Genomic DNA, 20,550 nt, shown 5'->3' with positions numbered 1-20,550 from the left:
CCCGCGAGGTGCTCGTGAGCGCCCTCGCGATGCTCCGCACCAAGCACGCCGACCTGCCGTCCCGCAAGCACGGCAACCCGCCGCAGTAACGAGCGAAGGAGACCTGCCACCGATGAGCACCGCCACCGACACCCTGCTGAAGGTCGAGAAGGGCCACGCCGCGCCCGAGGAGCTGGCCGCGATCACCGCGATCCTGCTCGCCCGCGCCGCCGCCACGCCCGAGGAGGCCGCCACCACCCGCCGCTCCCAGGCCGGCTGGCGCCGCCTGGAGCGCAGCCGGGGCTTCCAGGCCCCGCACAGCTGGCAGGGCTAGCCGACACGCGCCACCGCTTCGCCCGACGGCCGTCCGCCGCCCTCGACCCACCGGGTCGGGGTGCGGCGGGCGGCCGTTCGGCGTGCCGCGCGCGGGGTGGAAAAGACGGAGCGCCGGGATCCTCTGGAGGATCCCGGCGCTCCGGCGTACGAGGGGGACGGCTACCGCAGGCGGGCCATCAGGGCGTGCTCCACGAGCGTGATGAGCGCGCTCTTGGCGTCCCCGCGGTGGCGGGCGTCGGTGGTGATGATCGGGGCGTCGGGCCCGATCTGGAGGGCCTCGCGGACCTCCTCCGGCGTGTACGGCTGGTGGCCGTCGAAGCCGTTGAGCGCGATCACGAACGGCAGGCCGCTGTTCTCGAAGTAGTCGACGGCGGGGAAGCAGTCCGCGAGACGGCGCGTGTCGACGAGGACCACGGCGCCGATCGCGCCGCGGACCAGGTCGTCCCACATGAACCAGAAGCGGTCCTGACCGGGCGTACCGAAGAGGTACAGGATCAGGTCCTGGTCCAGGGTGATGCGGCCGAAGTCCATGGCGACCGTGGTGGTCGTCTTGTCACCGGTGTGGGTGAGGTCGTCGATGCCGGCCGAGGCGCTGGTCATCACGGCTTCGGTGCGCAGGGGGTTGATCTCGGAGACCGCGCCGACGAACGTGGTCTTGCCCACGCCGAAGCCGCCCGCCACCACGATCTTCGCGGAGGTGGTGGAGCGGGGAGCCGCTCCGCCGTTAGAGCTTGCGAAGTCCACTGAGCACCCTTTCGAGCAGTGTCACATCTGGCTGGCCGCCGGCGGACTCGTCGCCGCCGGGCTGGTGAATGGCGACAAGGCCCGCCTCCGCCAGGTCGGCTACGAGGATGCGGGCGACACCAAGAGGAATGGAGAGAAGTGCCGAGATCTCCGCTACGGATTTGATCTCCTGGCACAGGCGGCAGATGCGCTGGTGCTCGGGCAACTGCCCTTGCAGCCGTGCGGGATCCGCCGTGGTACTGACCAGCGCCTCGATGGCGAGCTGGTAGCGCGGCCGGGTACGGCCGCCGGTCATCGCGTACGGACGCACCAGCGGGTTGTGCGCCTTCGGAGCCTGCGGCTGGGAGCCGCGCAACGGCTGCTGCGAAGGGCGCTGGGAATACGGGGGTTGCTGGGGCTGGCCGTACTGCTGGTGCTGGTAGGGGTTCTGCTCCGGCACGGGCCGGCTGGGAGCCGAGGGGAAGTTGAAGCGGTTCTGGTCGTGCCCACCCTGCGGCTGCTGCGCGCCGCCATAAGGATGTCCTCCGGGTGTTGTCACGTTTCCTCCTCCGACTCCAAGAACGCAGTACTCCCTGTGGAACCGCGCCACCGCACCCTACGGTGCGATGACGCGAAACACACTGCCTGTCTGTTAGTTGAGAAGACTTCCCTGCAGCTCGGCACGCAGATCCGGAGTCAGGACACTGCCCGCGCGATCGACAAGAAGGGCCATCTCGTAGCCCACGAGGCCGATGTCGCACTCGGGGTGCGCGAGCACCGCGAGGGACGATCCGTCGGAGACGGACATGAGGAAGAGGAATCCCCGGTCCATCTCGACCACGGTCTGGTTGACGGCGCCGCCCTCGAAGATCCGGGAGGCTCCCGCGGTCAGCGACGTCAGACCGGAGGCCACGGCCGCCAGCTGATCGGCGCGGTCACGCGGGAACCCGTCGGACATCGCCAGAAGAAGGCCGTCGGCGGAGACCACCACGGTGTGGGACACCCCAGGGGTGTTGTCCACGAAGTTGGTGATCAACCAGTTCAGGTTCTGTGCCGCCTGGCTCATCGGGCTCACACTAACGCTCCTGGTCATAGCTGTTACTTGACTGCTCGGAACCCGCGCTGCGTCCCTGCTGGACACCGCGTCGCAGGTTGCTCAACCTGCCACGGACGTCCTCCGGTGCGCGGGAGACCTGCGGGCCGCCCTGCGGGGTCGTCTCCGCGGCGCCCTCGACCAGGTTGGCCTTGGGAACCCGCCGAGGGAGACCGGACGAGGTGACCCCGCCCGCCTTCGGCTCACGGAGCTTGCCGGCCTGCTGCCAGCGCTCGTCGTTGCGCGAACGCCACGCGGCGCCGTCTTCCGTCTCCTCCGCCGGGGCCTTCTCCGCGGCGGCGGCCTGCTGCTGACGCTGCGGGCGCTGCTCGAAGAGGGATCCGGAGGACTCCGCTTCCTGCTGTGCCGGCTGCCACTGCTGCTGGCTGCCGCGTCGCGGCAGGCCCGCTCCGGTCATTTCGTGACCGGTGTCGGCAGCGGCGCCCGGACGGTCGAAGCCTACGCGTTCCCGGGCCGGTTCGGGAGCGGGCCGGGATTCCGATTCGATCCCGTAGTCCTGCTGGTAGGAGGCCGGGAAGGCGTTCTGCTCAGGCCACACCGCCTGCGGTGACTGCTCTTCGTAACCGCCGTCGTACGCCTGAGCGGGCTGCTGCTGCTCCGGGTAGCCGTCTTCCGTATAGGCATATCCCTGGTCGGGGTACGCCTCGTAGGACTGGGGCTGCTGCGCGTTCTCGTACGGGGCCTCGTAGGCCGGCGCGGCCGGCTGCTCGTAGCCCTGGTACGGCTGGTACGCGTGCTCCGGCTGGGGTTCCGGATACTGCTGTCCGGCACCTTCCGGCTGCTGCTGCTGCTGCTGCTGCGGATGCGGCGGCGGCGACTGCTGCTCCTGCGGGAAGCCGACCTGCGCCTCCAGCTGGGCCCGGCGCTCCTCGCGGCCCAGGGACCGCACGACCGGGTCGACCGGCGCCCCGTCGGGGCCCTGCCCGCCCTGCCCGCCCTGGGCGTCGTAGCGCGAGTCGTCGAAGCCGAGCTCGGCGGCGGTGCGCAGCGGGGCGGCCTGCTGGCTCTGCTGCTCCGGAATGATCGAGGAGACGGTGAAGTCGTCGTCCGGGATGCCCTCGCCACCGCCACCGTGGGTGATGGCGTCGGGGAGCATGACCAGCGAGGTGGTGCCTGCGGCCTCGCCCGAGGGGCGCAGCTGCACGCGGATGCTGTGACGGTCCGCCAGCCGGCCGACCACGAACAGACCCATGCGCTGCGAGATCGCGGCGTCCACGGTCGGCGGGTTGGCGAGCTTGTGGTTGATGTCCGCGAAGTCCTCGGCGGTGAGGCCGATGCCCTTGTCGTGGATCTCGACCATCACGCGGCCGTCGGGCAGACGCGTGGCGTTGACGCGGACCTTGGTCTGCGGGGAGGAGAACGTGGTGGCGTTCTCCAGCAGCTCGGCGAGCAGGTGCACGAGGTCGGTCACGGCCTGGCCGTGGATCTCGGCCTCGGAGACGCCCGAGAGCTCGATGCGCTCGTACTGCTCCACCTCGGAGGAGGCGGCGCGCAGCACGTCGACGAGGGGGACCGGCTGGTCCCAGCGGCGGCCCGGGTTCTCACCCGCGAGGATGAGGAGGTTCTCGCCGTTGCGGCGCATACGGGTGGCCAGGTGGTCCAGGCGGAAGAGGTTCTCCAGCTGGTCCGGGTCGGCCTCGTTGTTCTCCAGGTCGGTGATGAGGGTCAGCTGGCCCTCGATCAGCGACTGGTTGCGCATGGAGAGGTTCGTGAAGATCGCGTTGACGTTCCCTCGCAGGAGCGCCTGCTCGGCGGCGAGCCGGACCGCTTCCCGGTGGACCTGGTCGAAGGCGCGCGCGACCTCGCCGATCTCGTCCTGGGAGTTGATCGGGATCGGCTGGACGCGGGTGTCGACCTTGCCCGGGTCCGTGCGCGAGAGCTGGTCGACGAGCATCGGCAGGCGCTGCTCGGCGACGTCGAAGGCGGAGCTGCGCAGGCGGAGCATCGCGCGGCTCATCTGGCGGGCCATCATGCCGGCCAGGATGAACGCGGCGAGCATGGCCACGACCACGATCGCGCCGGTGAGGATGGCGTCGCTCTGCGACTTGTCGGAGACCGCGACGGCGTCCTTGACGGCCTTGTCGAGGAGGTCCTTCTCGATCTCGGCGTAGGCGTCGAACTTGGCGGTGGCGGCGGCCTGCCAGGCGGGGGCGGTGGTGCCGTTCAGCGCGAGCTTGGCGGGCTTGTCGCCGCTGGCTATCGCCTCGGTCATACCGGTGAGCGCGGAGCCGTTGACCACGGGCGGAGCCTTGAAGGTGGTGCTGCCGGACTGCTCGGCGGCCTGCTTGGCCTGCGCGAGCTTGGCGGCGCCCTCCTGGGACTTCTTGCCCATGACCTCCTTCAGCCGGTTCGTGTCCTCGTCGGTGCCGGCGGCGACGTACTCACCGATGGCGATCTCTTCGAGGTAGGCGTAGGAGGAGAAGGCGACGAGCTGGGCCTTGCGGACGTTCTCGTCCTCGCTCGGGCGCACCAGCAGGTGCGTACCGACGGAGCGCTGGAGCGAGTTCGCGGCCTTGGCCAGCTCGACCGCGTAGACCATGCGGCCGTAGCTGGTGACGTTGCCGGTGCCCAGGCCCAGTTCGTTGGAGAACTGCATGAGGTAGTGCTGGACCAGCACGTACCCCTCTTCGGTCGGGATGGGGCCGGCCGCGGCGGGGAGGTTCTTCTTGGGGGTCTCGGGGACGGCGTAGGCCGTCTTGCGGACCTGCTCCAGCTTGGGCTCCTCCTGGCGGAAGAGCTCCAGGCGCCGTTCCAGACCCTGCTTCTGCGGCAGGTTCTTGGCGGCCTCGGCGAACTTGGCCTTGGCCGCGTCGGTGGCCGCGTAGGCCTTCGTCACGGCCTGGTTGGCGCGGTCGCCCTTGAGGAGGGGCTCGGCGGTGAGGTCACGCTCGTTGAGGAGGGCCTGGCCGTATTCGGCCGCCGCCTGGACGATCCGCGCGGTCTGCTCGGCGTCCTTGGCCTCGTTCCAGCTGTCGACCGAACCCTTGACCTGGAAGCCGCCCATGACCAGTCCCACGAGGGCCGGTACGAGGAGGATGGCGTTCAGACGGGTCGGCACGCGCCAGTTGCGGGGGGAGAACTTGCTGGTGCTGCCGCCGCCACCGGTGGGTGGTTCCACGGGTACGTCGACGGGAGACGCGGCCGCGCGCGGCGGCGGGGTGAAGTTGCCGCGCGCGGGTTCATCCGCGGGGCTCGAGTTGCTTCGCCTCACTCGACCAACAACCTCTCGGCGGTGCTACTAGCTGGTTCGTTGAATTGCAGCATGTTGAACGGCCGTGTTCCAAACAGTTGAAATCCGCCATTCCCAGAGCCTTATGTCCCGCATAAACCGGACATAAAGAGCGAGCTACGGCAAAAACCGGGACAGTTGTGCGCGCAGTGATACCAGCCGAACGCGCGCTGTGCCCGGCTGGCGGCAATTCTCTGTCGAAACGTTATGAACGACAGGGGCGGGCCGTGTCGGATGACACAGCCCGCCTCTGCGAATCGACCTGGAAGCCGTGTTACTTGAGCCGGGCCATCAGCGCGTGCTCGACGAGCGTGATGAGCGCGCTCTTGGCGTCCGCGCGGTGGCGGGCGTCGGTGGTGATGATCGGGGCGTCGGGCCCGATCTGGAGGGCCTCGCGGACCTCCTCCGGCGTGTAGGGCTGGTGCCCCTCGAAGCCGTTGAGCGCCACGACGAACGGCAGGCCGCTGTTCTCGAAGTAGTCGACGGCGGGGAAGCAGTCGGCGAGACGGCGGGTGTCGACCAGGACGATGGCGCCGATCGCGCCGCGGACCAGGTCGTCCCACATGAACCAGAAGCGGTCCTGACCCGGCGTACCGAAGAGGTACAGGATCAGGTCCTGGTCCAGGGTGATGCGGCCGAAGTCCATGGCGACCGTGGTGGTCGTCTTGTCACCGGTGTGCGTGAGGTCGTCGATGCCCGCGCTCGCGGACGTCATCACGGCCTCGGTGCGCAGCGGGTTGATCTCGGAGACCGCGCCGACGAACGTGGTCTTGCCCACGCCGAAGCCGCCCGCCACCACGATCTTCGCGGAGGTGGTGGAGCGGGGAGCCGCTCCGGCGTCAGAGCTTGCGAAGTCCACTGAGAACCCTCTCGAGCAGCGTTACATCCGGCGTTCCGCCGGCCTCTCCATTGCCCGGCTGGTGGATGGCCACCATTCCGGCCTCGGCCAGGTCGGCCACGAGGATCCGGGCGACACCGAGCGGCATCGACAGCAGTGCGGAGACCTCCGCGACCGACTTCACCTCGCGGCACAAGGTGCAGATGCGCTGGTGCTCCGGGAGCAGGGTGGAGAGGTGCATCGGATCGGCCGTGGTGCTGACCAGCGCCTCGATGGCGAGCTGGTAGCGCGGCCGGGTACGGCCGCCGGTCATCGCGTACGGACGCACCAGCGGCTGGTCGCCTTCCGAGTACGAATCTCCGTACGCGTCGGGATAGGCGGGGGGCGGGGTCATTGATCCTCCGGGCTGGACAGCAGTGGTCAGCGTGCCGTCTGACGGGGCGGCCGGTGGGGGGACGTGATGACGGCCTGACGGGGGTACTGGTTTCCGGGAGCGGAGTCCCGGTCCCCCGGCCGGAAGTACCGTCCGGCCGGGAGTGTGCGAGTCAGATGAGCAGGCTTCCCTGGAGCTCCGCGCGCAGGTCCGGGGTGAGGACGCTGCCCGCGCGGTCCACGAGGAGGGCCATCTCGTAGCCCACGAGGCCGATGTCGCATTCGGGGTGCGCGAGCACGGCCAGCGAGGATCCGTCGGAGACGGACATGAGGAAGAGGAATCCCCGGTCCATCTCGACCACGGTCTGGTTGACGGCGCCGCCCTCGAAGATCCGGGAGGCCCCGGCGGTCAGCGAGGTCAGACCGGAGGCCACGGCCGCCAGCTGGTCGGCGCGGTCACGGGGGAATCCTTCGGACATCGCCAGAAGGAGTCCGTCGGCGGAGACCACCACGGTGTGGGACACCCCAGGGGTGTTGTCCACGAAGTTGGTGATCAACCAGTTCAGGTTCTGTGCCGCCTGGCTCATCGAACTCAACTATCGCTCCTGCTGGTAAGTGGGGTCGATGTGGTAACTGCCGGTCGCGGGGCCGGAGGTGCCGGCCTGACGCCCCTGCTGGATACCGCGTCGGAGGTTGGTGAGGCGCCCGCGGACGTCGTCCGGGGCACGCGAGACCTGCGGGCCCGCCTGGGCCTCGGCCTGCTGCTGGGCGGTACCGGCCACGAGGTTCGCCCGCGGCACCCGGCGGGGCAGCCCCGAGGTGGTGATGCCGCCGGCGGCGGGCTGACGCACCCGCTCCGCCTGACGCATCAGCTCGTCGTTGGGGGAGGACCGCCAGCTGACCGTCGGCGTGCTGCCGGTGACCGTCGTGGCGGGCTCGGCCGCGTGCTCCTGGCCGCGCTGCGGCAGCGGCTGCTGCGGGGCGGCCGGGGCGGCGGACCGCTGCGGCCCGGACTGCTGCGGCTGCTGGGGTACGGCCGGCGCCTGCCCGGAGGACTGCGCGTCCTCCTGCGGGAACCAGTTCGACTCCAGCGTGTCGAAGATCGGGCTGCGCAGCTCGCCGGTGTTCTGCGAGGGGGCCGGCGGCAGCGCCTCCGGCTGGTGGGCCTGCGGCAGCTGCGGAGCCTCGGCGCGCGGGGCCGGGGCGTAGCCGCCGGCACCGGGGCCGCCGGGCCGGGCGAACTGTCCGGTCGAGGCCGGGTCCAGCGGACCGCCCTGCTGCGGGCGCTCGAACTGGCCGGTCTGGCTCGGGCCGGCGTCCTGCGGGCGCGGGGCGTTGAAGTCCGGACGGGCGAACTCGGCCGTGGAGCCGGGGCCCGACAGCTCGTCGTGGCCGCGCGGGACCTCCTGGCCGTTCTGCCCCGCACCCCAACTGGTGGTCTGCGGGAGCCCGGCCGGAGCGGCTCCGGCACCCGGAAGCTCCGGGCGGGGGGCGCCGCCGCGCGGCGGCAGCTGCGGACGCCGGCGCTGGACCGGAGCCTTCTGGGCCGGCTGCTGCCCAGGCTGCTGCTGACCCTGCTGACCCTGCTGACCGAACTGACCGGCCTGCTGACCCTGGCCCTGCTGGGGCTGCTGGCCGTACTGACCGGGCTGCTGGGACTGGGGCTGCTGCGGCCGCTCGAAGCCGTTGCCCTGCGGGAACCCGCCGGGCGCGGGCTGCTGCGGCATGCCGGCCGGACGGGCCTGCGGGCCGCCCGAGAGGAGGCCGCCGCCCTGGTTGCCGCCCTGACCGCGGGCGGGCAGCGGAGCCCCGGAGCCGAAGGCACCCTGGCCCTGACCCGTCGCGGCGCCGGGACGCTGCCCCGGGCCGCCCTGCTGCGGACGCTGCTGCTGGCCCGGCGCGCCGTCGCGTCCGGGCAGGGCGGCACGCTGGCCGCCGCCCTGGACCTGGCCGCGCTGCTGGCCGGCGCCCACCGGGGGACGTGCGCCCGCGCCGGGCACGGAAGCCTGCCCACCGGGAGCGCCCTGACCGCCCTGGCCGACCGCGGGACCGCCCTGAGCGCCCGCGGGGCCGCCCTGGCCGCCCTGACCCGGCATCGGACCCGGCTTCTTGCCGCCCTGGGCGACGTCCACCGGGAGCATGACGAGGGCCGTCGTACCGCCCGAGTCGGAGGGGCGCAGCTGGATGCGGATGCCGTGTCGCAGGGACAGGCGGCCGACCACGAACAGGCCCATGCGGCGGGAGACGGAGACGTCCACGGTCGGCGGCGACGCGAGCCGCTCGTTGATCGCGGCGAGGTCCTCGGGGGAGAGGCCGATGCCGGTGTCGTGGATCTCGACGAGCACGCGCCCGTCGGGCAGCGCGTGACCGGTGACCTTGACCTTGGTCTGCGGGGAGGAGAACGAGGTGGCGTTCTCCAGCAGCTCGGCGAGGAGGTGCACGAGGTCGTTGACGACGCGGCCGGCGACGTCGGTGCCGGGCACCGACGCGAGTTCGATGCGCTCGTACTGCTCCACCTCGGACGCCGCGGCGCGGAGCACGTCGACGAGCGGGACGGGGCGGGTCCACCGGCGGCCCGGCTCCTCGCCCGCGAGGACGAGGAGGTTTTCGCCGTTACGGCGCATGCGGGTCGCGAGGTGGTCGAGCTTGAAGAGGGAGGACAGCTGGTCCGGGTCGGCCTCGCGCGACTCCAGTTCGGAGATGAGCGAGAGCTGACGCTGGATGAGGCCCTGGGAGCGGCGCGAGAGGTTGGTGAACATCGCGTTGACGTTGCCCCGCAGGAGGGCCTGCTCGGCGGCGAGGCGGACGGCCTCGCGGTGCACGTCGTCGAAGGCCGCGGCCACCTGGCCGATCTCGTCGCGCGTGTGCAGACCGACGGACTCCACGGAGGTGTCCACGTCCTGCGGGTCCGACTCCGAGAGCTGCTTGACGAGCTCGGGCAGACGGTCCTGGGCGACGCGCGTCGCGGTGTCCTGCAGACGGCGCAGCGAGCGGATCATGGACCGGGCCATGATGAACGCGCCGACGAGCGAGACGCCGAGGACGAGGAGGATCAGGGCACCGTTGATGATGGCGTCCTGCTGCGACGAGTTCTTGAGCTCGCGGGCCTTCTGCTCCATGTCTTCGAGCAGGGTGAGCTCGATGACCTTCATGGCCTGGAGCTTGGTGTCGTCGGCGTCGTACCAGTCCATCCAGGACCGGTTCTTCTCCTTGCCGAACTGCCCCTGGGTGCTCAGCACGCGGCGGGCGTAGTGGTCGGCGGTGCCGATCTCCGTGTTGCCGTCGCCGAGCGCCGCGAGGAGTTCCTCGGGCTTGCCCTGGTAGACGAGTTCGAAGGTCTTCTTCTGCTGGCTCTCGCCGCGCAGCGCGGAGAGGGCGTAGAGGCGGTCGTTCTCCTCCAGCTTGCCCGGCTTGTCGCCGCTCTCGGGGAGCGAGGCGGCGATGATCGCGCGCTGGATGGAGGCGTACTCCTTGGCGGCGGAGAACGCCGCCAGGGCGCGGGTGCGCTTGATCATCTCGGGGCTGGAGGTGGCCTGGGCCATGTCCTGCGAGAGCGAGAGCAGCGAGACGATCAGCGAGTTGTACTCGGTGACGGTCTGCTGGGCGCCGTTGACGTACGCCTTCTTGCGGATGTCCTCGATGCCGGTGAGCTGGCGGCCGATCTGCAGGATGTTGTTGCGGATCGACTTGAGGGTCTCGTCCTTGTCCTGCGCGTTGTCGACCTTGTCGGTCGCGGAGGCGAAGGCCTTGGCGGCGGCGTCGGTCTGGTCGCGGACGCCCTGGACGAGGCTGTTGGCCTTGCCGTCCTTGGTCTGCGACAGCGGACCGGCCGACTTGTCGCGCTCCTCCTGGAGCATGGCGGCCAGGTTGGTGGCCTGCCGGGTCATCGTCGTCAGCAGCTGCATGTGTTCCAGCTGCGCGATGTCGTTGAGCGAGTCGTTGATGCGGAAACCACCGAGCGTGGTGGCGGCGACGACGGGCAGCGTCAGCAGCGACACCAGTCGCGTGCTGATGCGCCAGTTCTGCATGGCCAGACGGGAACCGGGCCCGGGAGGGGCCTTCGGTATCGCCTCGTCGGGCTCGGCGGACTCGCTCTTGCCCTTGGCCCGGCCGGCCTTGGCGACCTTGCCGGCCTTCCCGGACTTGCCGCGGCCCTTCGCCTTCACCGAAGCCGGGGCATCGGGGCCCGCTCCTTCGACAGCCGGCCCGCGGTTCTGGGCGTGCTGGGGCGAGGAGCCACGGTCGGTCCCGCCGCGCGGCTCCTGCTCCGCCGCAGCGCTGCCATCCCTCTTGAATCGTCCCTGCACTAGCGTCGCAACCTCTGGACCAGGCGTCCCGCCGGATGAGCGGTGGGACGGTGTCGAGTCGTGGGGCACTGACGGCCCCATGGTGGTCGTCGGTGACCGGCGCGTCTCCTTCTCTTGCCACCGCGCTCGGCGCTCTCTCGCGCCACCTGCGCGCCGGCTGATACCCGCGGCGGTCCCGCGAATTCCAGCACAGTGGGGGATCTCCAACAAGGTGCGCGTGTCGCCCCGGCGAGCCGGTCACGGCACGTGATGGACGTGCTACGCGACGTACAACAGCTATCGGGATGAATCGGACTTACGCCAATCAAAGCTTGCCTCTGGCAAGGTGTCCCAGTCCTGATGATCAGGAGCGGAATGGCAGATTCAGTGGCGCAATGTCCGTTTCGTCAGGCAGAATTGACTGACCATTATGCCCGGAATGCCCCTTCGTTGGTGAGGAAACTCACACGTCGGTGGCCATTACTTCCCGGTTCGGTCGGGGATTCAGATGTTTAGCCTTGCCCTTTAAAGGGTTGGCGCCCCACCCGGCGCATCCGACAACCCTCACCCCACGAGCGAGCCGAGGGCCCGAAACTCCGATGAAGACGACGATGATGTTCCGCAACATAGCCAACCCCCGCCGCACGACCCTCGCGCACCTCAAGGACGCCGAGGAACTGCAGGCGGCCCCGGCCACCCCGGAGCACTCCGTCGAGCTGCCGGGCCAGACCGCGAACCCCCGCCGCACCGTCCTGATGGACGCGCCGGTCGCCGCCGCGCAGTAGCGGCCCCGCGCGAGGACGCGGAGCGCCGCCGCCCACCGCGTTAGCCTGGAGTCCGCAGACTCCAGCCAGCGGAAATACAAGAGGGGCAGACGCAACACGTGCGCATCGCCAGGTTCTCGATCGACGGCAACGTCGCCTTCGGCGCGGTCGAGGGCGACGCCGCCCCCGGCGACGGGTCGGAGCTCGTCCTCGACATCATCAAGGGCATCCCCTTCGCGGACTTCGAGCTCTCGGGCACGAAGGTCCCGCTGAGCAAGGTCCGGCTGCTGCCGCCCGTGCTCCCGAACAAGGTCGTGGCCGTCGGCCGCAACTACGCGGAGCACGCGGCGGAGCTGGGCAACGAGGTGCCCGAGGCTCCGATCACCTTCTTCAAGCCCTCCACCTCGGTGGTCGGGCCGGGCGACCCGATCACGTACCCCTCCTTCTCCCAGGACCTCCACCACGAGGCGGAGCTCGCCGTGGTCATCGGCCGCATGTGCCGGGAGGTCCCCAGGGAGCGCGTCAAGGACGTGATCCTCGGCTACACCTGCGCCAACGACGTCACCGCGCGCGACGTCCAGCAGCGGGAGAAGCAGTGGGCCCGGGCCAAGGGCTTCGACAGCGCCTGCCCCCTCGGCCCCTGGATCGAGACCGGCCTCGACCCGGCGGCGATCGCCGCGGGCCTGGCCGTCCAGTGCACCGTCAACGGCGAACAGCGCCAGCTCGGCAGCACCAGCGACATGGTCCGCTCCGTCGAGGACCTGATCGTGCACATCAGCGAGGCCATGACCCTGCTCCCGGGCGACGTCATCCTCACGGGGACCCCGGCCGGAGTCGGCCCCCTCAACGTCGGCGACGAGGTCGCCGTCACCATCGAAGGCATCGGCACTCTCACCAACAAGGTGATCAAGCGTGGCTAACGCACCCGTCCGCGTCCGTTTCTGTCCCTCCCCGACCGGCAACCCCCACGTCGGCCTGGTCCGGACGGCTCTCTTCAACTGGGCGTTCGCCCGCCACCACGGCGGTACGTTCGTCTTCCGCATCGAGGACACCGACGCGGCGCGCGACTCCGAGGAGTCGTACGTCCAGCTGCTCGACTCGCTGCGCTGGCTCGGCTTCACCTGGGACGAGGGTCCCGAGGTGGGCGGCCCGCACGCCCCGTACCGCCAGTCCCAGCGCATGGACGTCTACGCCGACGTCGCGCAGAAGCTCCAGGACGGCGGCTACGCCTACCACTGCTACTGCACCACCGAGGAGCTCGACGCGCGCCGCGACGCCGCCCGTGCGGCCGGCAAGCCCTCCGGCTACGACGGCCAGTGCCGCGACCTCACGGCCGAGCAGAAGGCCGCGTACGAGGCCGAGGGCCGCAGCTCGATCGTCCGCTTCCGGATGCCCGACGAGACCATCACCTTCACGGACCTGGTCCGCGGCGAGCTCTCCTTCACCCCGGAGAACGTGCCGGACTTCGGCATCGTCCGCGCGAACGGCGCCCCGCTGTACACGCTGGTCAACCCGGTCGACGACGCGCTGATGGAGATCACGCACGTCCTGCGCGGCGAGGACCTGCTGTCCTCCACCCCCCGCCAGATCGCCCTCTACAAGGCGCTGACCGAGCTGGGCGTCGCCAAGGCCACCCCGCAGTTCGGCCACCTGCCGTACGTCATGGGCGAGGGCAACAAGAAGCTCTCCAAGCGCGACCCGGAGTCCTCGCTCAACCTCTACCGCGAGCGCGGCTTCCTGCCCGAGGGCCTGCTGAACTACCTCTCGCTCCTGGGCTGGTCCTTCTCCAAGGACCAGGACATCTTCTCCATCGAGGAGATGGTGGCGAAGTTCGACATCGACGGCGTGAACGCCAACCCGGCGCGCTTCGACCTCAAGAAGTGCGAGGCGATCAACGCCGACCACATCCGCCGCATGGACCCCAAGGCCTTCGCGGACGCCTGCGAGCCGTGGCTCCGGGCCCCGCACGCCAACTGGGCCCCCGAGGACTTCGACGCCGAGGCCTGGGCGCGGATCGCCCCGCACGCCCAGACCCGCGTGACCGTCCTGTCGGACATCACCGCGAACGTCGACTTCCTGTTCCTGAAGGACCCGGTCGAGGACCAGGCGTCGTGGGACAAGGCCATGAAGGGCGAGCCGGCGGCCCTGCTGACCACCGCCCGCGAGAACCTGGCCGGCGCCGACTGGTCGGACCCGGAGTCCCTCAAGCAGGCCGTCCTGACCGCCGGCGAGGCCCACGGCCTCAAGCTCGGCAAGGCGCAGGCCCCCGTCCGCGTGGCCGTCACCGGCCGCACGGTCGGCCTGCCGCTCTTCGAGTCCCTGGAGATCCTGGGCAAGGAGCGCTCGCTGGCGCGCATCGACGCGGCGCTGGCGAAGCTCGCCGCCTGATCCGCGTCCCGTGAAAGGGGCGGTGGCCTTCCGGCCGCCGCCCCTTTCGGCGTTGTCGGCGAGCGGCCCTAAGGTGCGTGCAGTCGATCACGCACTTCCCGGAAGGCCGCACCATGCCGATGACCGCTCCCGACTTCGACCTCTACTTCACCCCGGGCCACTCCTTCGTCTACGAGAGCGGGGAGAGCGGAACCCTCGCGGTGGCCGTCGCCGGAGAGCTGTGGCTCCCGAGCGGCGAGGTGATCGCCTGCGACCCCTTCATCGGCCTCGGCGGGGGATGGACCAAGCCGTTCACCACCCGGGTGGCTCCCGGCCGCTACCGCGCCGAGACGGCGATAGCCACCCTCGTCACGCCCGGCGCCGACCCCGGCGGCCGCCCGCACCTGCGCACGGCGGCCGCCCGGCTGGTGATCCGGGACACGGCGACGGTGAGCTGGGAGCACGCCGTGACCGAGGGCCAGGACGTGTCGGGGCTCGGCGACGGCGAGTTCTTCGGGTACGGGGTGGACGCGGGCGCCGGCTGCTTCTACGACAAGGCCGCCGACGATTCCTTCCCGGACTGCGAGGGCGACGAGGGCCCGCTCTGGGACGCCTTCGAAGGCGCGGGCCACGCCCCCGGCCCGTACCTCGTCGGGGGTGAGGGCGGTCACAACATCGTGGCCTTCGGCTCCGGCTGGGGCGACGGCCACTACCCGACCTGGATCGGCCGGGACGCCGACGGCGAGGTCACCTGTTTCGTGACGGACTTCTTCGTCGTGCCCACGCGGGAGGACGCCGCGGCGTAGGCTCGCTCCCATGCCGATCCGCGCCGTGCTGTGGGACATCGACGACACCCTCTTCGACTACACGGGTGCCGATTCGGCGGGCCTGGCACGGCACCTCGTCGACGAGGGGCTGGGGGAGCGCTACGGAACCCCCGAGGAGGCCCTGGCCCTGTGGCGGCGGCTCACGGAGGTGCACTGGGCGCGCTTCGCGGCCGGCGAGGTCACCTTCCAGGGACAGCGCCAGGACCGGGTACGGGACTTCCTCGATTCCCCCGGCCTGAGCGACGAGCGGGCCGACGCCTGGTTCGACCGCTACGTCGAGCACTACAAGGCCGCCTGGGTGCTGTTCCCGGACGTCGTGCCCGTACTGGACGCCCTGGCCGGTGACTACCGGCACGGGGTGCTCTCCAACTCCTCCTCCGCCAACCAGGACCCCAAGCTGCGCCACCTCGGGGTGCGCGACCGCTTCGAGGTGCTCGTCTGCGCCGCCGAGCTGGGCGTCAGCAAGCCCGACGCCGCCGCCTTCCTCGCCGCCTGCGCGGCCCTGGGGCTGCCCGCGGGCGAGGTGGCGTACGTGGGAGACCAGCCGGAGATCGACGCGCGGGGCGCCCGTGACGCGGGTCTGACGGCGGTCTGGCTCGACCGGGACGGGGGGCGGGGGCCCGGTCCGGCCGGTGTGCACCGGATCGCCGGACTCGACCGGCTGCCGGAGTTGCTGGCCGCTGATACCCGTTTTGGAGCACGGTCAGGCATCCGGTAATGTTCTTTCTGCGCCGCCGGAGCGGGCCGAAAGGCCGGAACGGAGGCGCTAACCAAACGAAAGCCCCCCAGGGGGTTGAAGTTCGGTGGGCTATAGTGTAATTGGCAACACGAGGGTTTCTGGTTCCCTTATTCTAGGTTCGAGTCCTGGTAGCCCAGCGCAGTGCAGTAGTAACGCAGTGCTTTGCCCCCGTTGTGTAGCGGCCTAGCACGCCGCCCTCTCAAGGCGGTAGCGCCGGTTCGAATCCGGTCGGGGGTACAGATCCTTCCCGCGAGATCTCCAGGGTCGCACCCGGACGTCTTGATGCAGGATCGCTAGGGCCCCCGTTGTGTAGCGGCCTAGCACGCCGCCCTCTCAAGGCGGTAGCGCCGGTTCGAATCCGGTCGGGGGTACTGTGTCTAGCTGGTCTAGACCTTTGGGCTATAGTGTAATTGGCAACACGAGGGTTTCTGGTTCCCTTATTCTAGGTTCGAGTCCTGGTAGCCCAGCGCAGTACCGCAGTAAAGCTAGCCCCCGTTGTGTAGCGGCCTAGCACGCCGCCCTCTCAAGGCGGTAGCGCCGGTTCGAATCCGGTCGGGGGTACGTAAAGGAGAGGCCCTCCGCGTTCATCGCGGAGGGCCTCTTCGCTGTTTGGGGCCGAGGGTCCGAGAGGGCCGGCCCGGGATGCAAGTACGGGCCCGGAGGCGCGAGTTCGGACGTGTGCGGCGTCGTTCGCGCCCCCGGACCCGGGGGTGGTGGGGGTGTGGAGGTCCGGCGACCGGGGAGGTGCTCAGCCGGAGCGGCGCAGGGCCTCCGTCAGACGGGCGGCCGCGTCGATGACGGCCTGGGCGTGCATGCGCCCGGGGTGCCGGGTCAGGCGCTCGATCGGCCCGGAGACCGATACGGAGGCCACCACGCGGTTCGACGGCCCGCGCACCGGTGCCGAGACGGAGGCCACGCCGGGCTCCCGCTCGCCGATCGACTGGGCCCAGCCGCGGCGCCGTACGCCGGACAGGGCCGTGGCCGTGAAGCGCGCGCCCTGCAGGCCGCGGTGGAGCCGCTCGGGCTCCTCCCAGGCCATCAGGATCTGCGCGGCCGATCCGGCCTTCATGGGGAGCGTGGAGCCCACCGGGACGGTGTCCCGCAGGCCCGACAGCCGCTCGGCGGCCGCCACGCAGATGCGCATGTCGCCCTGACGACGGTAGAGCTGCGCGCTCTCGCCCGTCACGTCACGGAGGTGCGTGAGCACCGGTCCGGCCGTCGCCAGCAGGCGGTCCTCGCCGGCCGCGGCGGCAAGCTCTGCCAGCCGCGGACCGAGGATGAACCGGCCCTGCATGTCCCTCGCCACCATCCGGTGGTGTTCCAGTGCCACGGCAAGGCGATGTGCCGTGGGTCGTGCGAGCCCTGTCGCCGCGACCAGCCCGGCGAGGGTGGCCGGACCGGACTCCAGTGCGCTCAATACCAGAGCTGCCTTGTCGAGAACGCCGACGCCGCTAGAGTTGTCCATGAAACGATATTCACGTCTCACACTGTGAAACGCAAGTTCAATTTTTCCAAGAACCAGCGAGTCTGTATGTACGGGTCCACGAACCACTGGATCCGGGACGGTGAGCCGGAGGGAAAGCGATGGGTAGGACACTCGCGGAGAAGGTCTGGGACGACCACGTCGTCCGGCGCGCCGAGGGCGAGCCCGATCTCCTCTTCATTGATCTCCACCTGCTGCACGAGGTGACCAGCCCGCAGGCCTTCGAAGGACTGCGCCAGGCCGGTCGCAAGGTCCGACGCCTCGACCTCACCATCGCGACCGAGGACCACAACACCCCCACGATCGACATCGACAAGCCGATCGCGGACCCGGTCTCCCGCGCCCAGCTGGAGACGCTGCGGGCGAACTGCGCCGAGTTCGGCGTCCGCCTGCACTCGCTGGGTGACGTGGAGCAGGGTGTCGTCCACGTCGTGGGACCGCAGCTGGGCCTGACCCAGCCCGGCACCACGGTGGTCTGCGGTGACTCGCACACCTCCACGCACGGCGCCTTCGGCGCGCTGGCCTTCGGCATCGGCACCAGCCAGGTCGAGCACGTGCTGGCCACCCAGACGCTGCCGCTGGCCCGCCCCAAGACGATGGCCATCACCGTCACCGGCGAGCTGGCCGAGGGCGTCACCGCGAAGGACCTGATCCTGGCGATCATCGCCAGGATCGGCACCGGCGGCGGCCAGGGCTACATCCTGGAGTACCGCGGCGAGGCCGTCGAGAAGCTCTCGATGGAAGCCCGCATGACCATCTGCAACATGTCGATCGAGGCCGGCGCCCGCGCGGGCATGATCGCCCCCGACCAGACCACCTTCGACTACCTGGAGGGTCGCGACCACGCCCCCGTGGGCGAGGACTGGGACGCGGCGGTCGCGTACTGGAAGACGCTGCGCACCGACGACGACGCGGTCTTCGACGCGGAGGTCGTCATCGACGGCGCGTCGCTGTCCCCGTTCGTCACCTGGGGCACCAACCCGGGCCAAGGCGCGCCGCTGTCGGCCGACGTCCCCGACCCGGCTTCGTACGAGGACGCTTCGGAGCGCCTGGCCGCCGAAAAGGCCCTGGAGTACATGGGGTTGACCGCCGGGCAGCCGCTGCGCGAGATCCGTGTCGACACGGTCTTCGTAGGTTCCTGCACCAACGGCCGCATCGAGGACCTGCGGGCCGTCGCCGGGATCATCGGGGGCCGCAAAGTCGCCGACGGCGTACGGATGCTGGTCGTCCCGGGCTCGGTCCGGGTCGCCCTCCAGGCCGTGGAAGAGGGCCTGGACAAGGTCTTCAAGGAGGCCGGCGCCGAATGGCGGCACGCGGGCTGCTCGATGTGCCTGGGCATGAACCCGGACCAACTGGCTCCGGGCGAGCGTTCCGCGTCCACCTCCAACCGCAACTTCGAAGGCCGGCAGGGCAAGGGCGGACGGACCCACCTGGTCTCCCCGCAGGTGGCCGCCGCCACCGCGGTACTGGGCCACCTGGCCTCGCCCGCCGACCTGTCCGACGCCACCGCGACCGCCGGAGTCTGAACCATGGAAGCCTTCACCACCCACACCGGCCGGGCCGTCCCGCTGCGCCGCAGCAACGTCGACACCGACCAGATCATCCCGGCCCACTGGCTGAAGAAGATCACCCGCGACGGGTTCGAGGACGGGCTCTTCGAGGCCTGGCGCAAGGACCCGGAGTTCGTCACGAACCGTCCGGAGCGCGCCGGTGCCACGGTGCTGGTCGCCGGTCCCGACTTCGGCACCGGTTCCTCGCGCGAGCACGCCGTCTGGGCCCTGCAGAACTTCGGCTTCAAGACCGTCATCTCCGCGCGCTTCGCCGACATCTTCCGCGGCAACTCGCTGAAGAACGGTCTGCTGACGGTCGTCCTGCCCCAGGAGACCGTCGAGCGGCTCTGGGAGCTGACCGAGGCCGACCCCACCGCTGAAATCACCGTCGACCTGGTGGACCGCAAGGTCCGAGCCGAGGGCGTCGAGGCGGAGTTCGAACTCGACGACAACGCCCGCTGGCGTCTGCTGGAGGGGCTGGACGACATCTCGCTCACCCTTCAGAACGAAGCGGACATCGACGCTTACGAAAGCACCCGCCCGGCCTTCAAGCCGCGCACGATTCGGGCCTGATTCCTGCCTGATCAGCGCTTATTCACTCTTGGGTGATCACATCGGCAACACTGTGCCCCCCGCCTTCCGGCGGGGGGCACAGCCGTATGTTGAGGCCCCGTGAGGCGACAACTCGCCCCAGATGGCACAATCTGTGCATGGAACGCGACAGTCAACTGCACCTCTACGAACTCGTCGCGGACCGGTTGAAAGAAGCACACGCAAGGGTGCGCACACTGCAAGTCCCGGAGGGCGTAAGGATGGCGCTGTCCCGGAAGCTGTTGGTCGTCACTGCGGCGTCGAAGCATGATCTCGTCGATGCGGCAAGGCGCCTGGACAGGTTGATGAAGGACCTCGACGAGGGTCGATTCCCTGAAGGCGACTGATGCGAAGGAACTCCGTAACGGCCTCCATCGTTGCGGCACTAGGGTGATTAGCCCGTTTCGTGTTTGATTTGCGGTATATATCCGCCTAACGTGCGAAATAAGCTTGAACACATTCGTTCTGGCGAAGTCTCCGAAGGGGAAGACGTGAACAAGGCGCAGCTCGTAGAAGCGATTGCCGACAAGGTTGGCGGCCGCCAGCAGGCCGCGGACGCTGTCGACGCGGTACTCGACGCGATCGTCCGCGCGGTCGTCGCGGGCGACCGGGTCTCGGTCACGGGCTTCGGCTCGTTCGAGAAGGTGGAGCGGCCCGCCCGCTACGCCCGCAACCCGCAGACGGGTGAGCGCGTCCGGGTCAAGAAGACCTCGGTTCCCCGTTTCCGTGCGGGCCAGGGCTTCAAGGACCTGGTCAGCGGCACCAAGAAGCTCCCCAAGGGTGGCGAGGTGTCCGTGAAGAAGGCGCCGAAGGGCAGCCTGTCCGGCGGTGCCTCGGCGTCCGCGACGGTCAAGAAGGCCGCGGCCAAGAGGGCCACCACCGCCAAGAAGGCCGCCGCCAAGACCGCGGTCGCGAAGAAGACCACGGCGGTCGCGAAGAAGACCGTCGCCAAGAAGACCACCGCGACGGCGAAGAAGACGACCGCGGTGGCCAAGAAGGCCACGCCGGCGGCCAAGAAGACCACCGCCGTCAAGGCGACCGCGGCGAAGAAGACCACGGCCGCCGCCAAGAAGACCGCCCCGGCGGCCAAGAAGGCCACCCCGGCGACCAAGGCGCCCGCCACCAAGAAGGCGACGGCGCGCAAGACCACCGCGAAGAAGACCACCGCCCGCAAGAAGTAAGGGGCACGAGTCACACACGCCGGGCCGGTTTCCCCACCAGGGGGAAACCGGCCCGCGGTGCGTTGCCCCGGCCGCACGCCGGGGGTTCGTGCAGGTCAGAAGGTCTGCAGGGTGACCAGGGTGATGCGCAGGGCCGGACCCTCGCCGTCCGTCTCGATCCGTACGCGCTGC

The 20,550-nt window shown here is 70.1% G+C and carries 19 protein-coding genes and 5 tRNA genes; 15 read left to right on the top strand and 9 right to left on the bottom strand.

Translation table 11 applies throughout. The features are described from left to right. Positions 1 to 112: 112 nt before the first annotated feature. Entirely contained in the window at positions 113 to 313 is a 201-nt protein-coding gene (locus tag ABZW32_RS29945; protein ID WP_356221695.1) for an acyl-CoA carboxylase subunit epsilon, read from the top strand. Between the two features lie 161 nt (positions 314 to 474). Here ABZW32_RS29945 and ABZW32_RS29940 read toward each other — a convergent pair whose 3' ends face one another. From ABZW32_RS29940 to ABZW32_RS29905, 8 genes are all read right to left on the bottom strand, one after another. Continuing rightward, entirely contained in the window at positions 475 to 1,059 is a 585-nt protein-coding gene (locus tag ABZW32_RS29940) for an ATP/GTP-binding protein (protein WP_136214583.1), read from the bottom strand. Further along, complete coding sequence (locus tag ABZW32_RS29935; protein ID WP_100660868.1) at positions 1,040 to 1,597, bottom strand: DUF742 domain-containing protein; 558 nt, start codon at positions 1,595 to 1,597, stop codon at positions 1,040 to 1,042. The genes ABZW32_RS29940 and ABZW32_RS29935 overlap by 20 nt, the downstream gene beginning before the upstream one ends. Before the next feature lie 93 nt (positions 1,598 to 1,690). Continuing rightward, the gene (locus ABZW32_RS29930; RefSeq protein WP_030037347.1) at positions 1,691 to 2,104 is read right to left on the bottom strand and encodes a roadblock/LC7 domain-containing protein; all 414 of its coding nucleotides are present in this window, start codon (positions 2,102 to 2,104) and stop codon (positions 1,691 to 1,693) included. A gap of 10 nt (positions 2,105 to 2,114) precedes the next feature. Then, positions 2,115 to 5,363, bottom strand: coding sequence for a nitrate- and nitrite sensing domain-containing protein (locus tag ABZW32_RS29925; protein ID WP_356221690.1), 3,249 nt, complete (start codon positions 5,361 to 5,363; stop codon positions 2,115 to 2,117). Positions 5,364 to 5,655: 292 nt separating this feature from the next. Next, complete coding sequence (locus tag ABZW32_RS29920; protein WP_100660867.1) at positions 5,656 to 6,240, bottom strand: ATP/GTP-binding protein; 585 nt, start codon at positions 6,238 to 6,240, stop codon at positions 5,656 to 5,658. After that, complete coding sequence (locus tag ABZW32_RS29915; protein WP_030227311.1) at positions 6,221 to 6,613, bottom strand: DUF742 domain-containing protein; 393 nt, start codon at positions 6,611 to 6,613, stop codon at positions 6,221 to 6,223. The genes ABZW32_RS29920 and ABZW32_RS29915 overlap by 20 nt, the downstream gene beginning before the upstream one ends. 151 nt (positions 6,614 to 6,764) lie before the next feature. After that, positions 6,765 to 7,178 carry a roadblock/LC7 domain-containing protein gene (locus tag ABZW32_RS29910; RefSeq protein WP_008739864.1) on the bottom strand — a complete coding sequence of 138 codons (414 nt, stop codon included), beginning with the start codon at positions 7,176 to 7,178 and terminating at the stop codon, positions 6,765 to 6,767. A 9-nt stretch (positions 7,179 to 7,187) separates the two neighbouring features. Beyond that, entirely contained in the window at positions 7,188 to 10,898 is a 3,711-nt protein-coding gene (locus ABZW32_RS29905; protein WP_356221686.1) for a nitrate- and nitrite sensing domain-containing protein, read from the bottom strand. A 578-nt stretch (positions 10,899 to 11,476) separates the two neighbouring features. On the opposite strand from ABZW32_RS29905, the gene ABZW32_RS29900 reads away from it, so the two are divergent. The 10 genes from ABZW32_RS29900 to ABZW32_RS29855 all read left to right on the top strand — a co-directional run bounded on the left by ABZW32_RS29900 (position 11,477) and on the right by ABZW32_RS29855 (position 16,135). Continuing rightward, on the top strand, positions 11,477 to 11,662 hold the full coding sequence (locus ABZW32_RS29900; RefSeq protein WP_356221683.1) for a hypothetical protein: 186 nt from the start codon (positions 11,477 to 11,479) through the stop codon (positions 11,660 to 11,662). Positions 11,663 to 11,760: 98 nt separating this feature from the next. Next, positions 11,761 to 12,561 carry a fumarylacetoacetate hydrolase family protein gene (locus ABZW32_RS29895; protein ID WP_280916314.1) on the top strand — a complete coding sequence of 267 codons (801 nt, stop codon included), beginning with the start codon at positions 11,761 to 11,763 and terminating at the stop codon, positions 12,559 to 12,561. Further along, entirely contained in the window at positions 12,554 to 14,029 is a 1,476-nt protein-coding gene (gene gltX / locus ABZW32_RS29890) for a glutamate--tRNA ligase (RefSeq protein WP_356221680.1), read from the top strand. Before ABZW32_RS29895 ends, gltX begins: the two co-directional genes overlap by 8 nt. 113 nt (positions 14,030 to 14,142) lie before the next feature. Beyond that, positions 14,143 to 14,814, top strand: a complete 672-nt coding sequence (locus ABZW32_RS29885; protein ID WP_356221700.1) for a DUF4241 domain-containing protein — start codon at positions 14,143 to 14,145, stop codon at positions 14,812 to 14,814. A gap of 10 nt (positions 14,815 to 14,824) precedes the next feature. Further along, a complete protein-coding gene (locus tag ABZW32_RS29880) occupies positions 14,825 to 15,553 on the top strand; it encodes an HAD family hydrolase (RefSeq protein WP_356221678.1) in 729 nt (242 codons plus the stop codon). 86 nt (positions 15,554 to 15,639) lie between these two features. Next, positions 15,640 to 15,711, top strand: a tRNA-Gln gene (locus tag ABZW32_RS29875). 27 nt (positions 15,712 to 15,738) lie between these two features. After that, a tRNA-Glu gene (locus tag ABZW32_RS29870) sits at positions 15,739 to 15,811 on the top strand. Between the two features lie 61 nt (positions 15,812 to 15,872). After that, positions 15,873 to 15,945: transfer RNA gene (locus ABZW32_RS29865), tRNA-Glu, on the top strand. Between the two features lie 24 nt (positions 15,946 to 15,969). Further along, a tRNA-Gln gene (locus ABZW32_RS29860) sits at positions 15,970 to 16,041 on the top strand. Between the two features lie 21 nt (positions 16,042 to 16,062). Next, a tRNA-Glu gene (locus ABZW32_RS29855) sits at positions 16,063 to 16,135 on the top strand. 187 nt (positions 16,136 to 16,322) lie between these two features. On the opposite strand, the gene ndgR is transcribed toward ABZW32_RS29855, so the two are convergent. Further along, on the bottom strand, positions 16,323 to 17,039 hold the full coding sequence (ndgR, locus tag ABZW32_RS29850; protein WP_007266782.1) for an IclR family transcriptional regulator NdgR: 717 nt from the start codon (positions 17,037 to 17,039) through the stop codon (positions 16,323 to 16,325). Positions 17,040 to 17,158: 119 nt separating this feature from the next. Between ndgR and leuC the strand changes: the two genes are divergently transcribed. From leuC to ABZW32_RS29830, 4 genes are all read left to right on the top strand, one after another. Continuing rightward, the gene (leuC, locus tag ABZW32_RS29845) at positions 17,159 to 18,583 is read left to right on the top strand and encodes a 3-isopropylmalate dehydratase large subunit (protein ID WP_356221676.1); all 1,425 of its coding nucleotides are present in this window, start codon (positions 17,159 to 17,161) and stop codon (positions 18,581 to 18,583) included. Positions 18,584 to 18,586: 3 nt separating this feature from the next. Continuing rightward, positions 18,587 to 19,180: a 3-isopropylmalate dehydratase small subunit gene (leuD, locus tag ABZW32_RS29840; RefSeq protein WP_356221673.1), complete on the top strand. Its 594-nt coding sequence runs from the start codon at positions 18,587 to 18,589 to the stop codon at positions 19,178 to 19,180. A gap of 137 nt (positions 19,181 to 19,317) precedes the next feature. Next, positions 19,318 to 19,545, top strand: a complete 228-nt coding sequence (locus tag ABZW32_RS29835; protein WP_030227330.1) for a hypothetical protein — start codon at positions 19,318 to 19,320, stop codon at positions 19,543 to 19,545. Between the two features lie 144 nt (positions 19,546 to 19,689). Next, complete coding sequence (locus tag ABZW32_RS29830) at positions 19,690 to 20,379, top strand: HU family DNA-binding protein (RefSeq protein WP_356221671.1); 690 nt, start codon at positions 19,690 to 19,692, stop codon at positions 20,377 to 20,379. Positions 20,380 to 20,550 lie beyond the last annotated feature (171 nt).

Origin of the sequence: Streptomyces sp. NPDC004667, from assembly GCF_040609475.1 — a bacterium.
Taxonomy (GTDB): domain Bacteria; phylum Actinomycetota; class Actinomycetes; order Streptomycetales; family Streptomycetaceae; genus Streptomyces.
The sequence above is the reverse complement of the archived record's forward strand: the minus strand, read 5'-3'. Positions and strand labels throughout refer to the sequence as shown.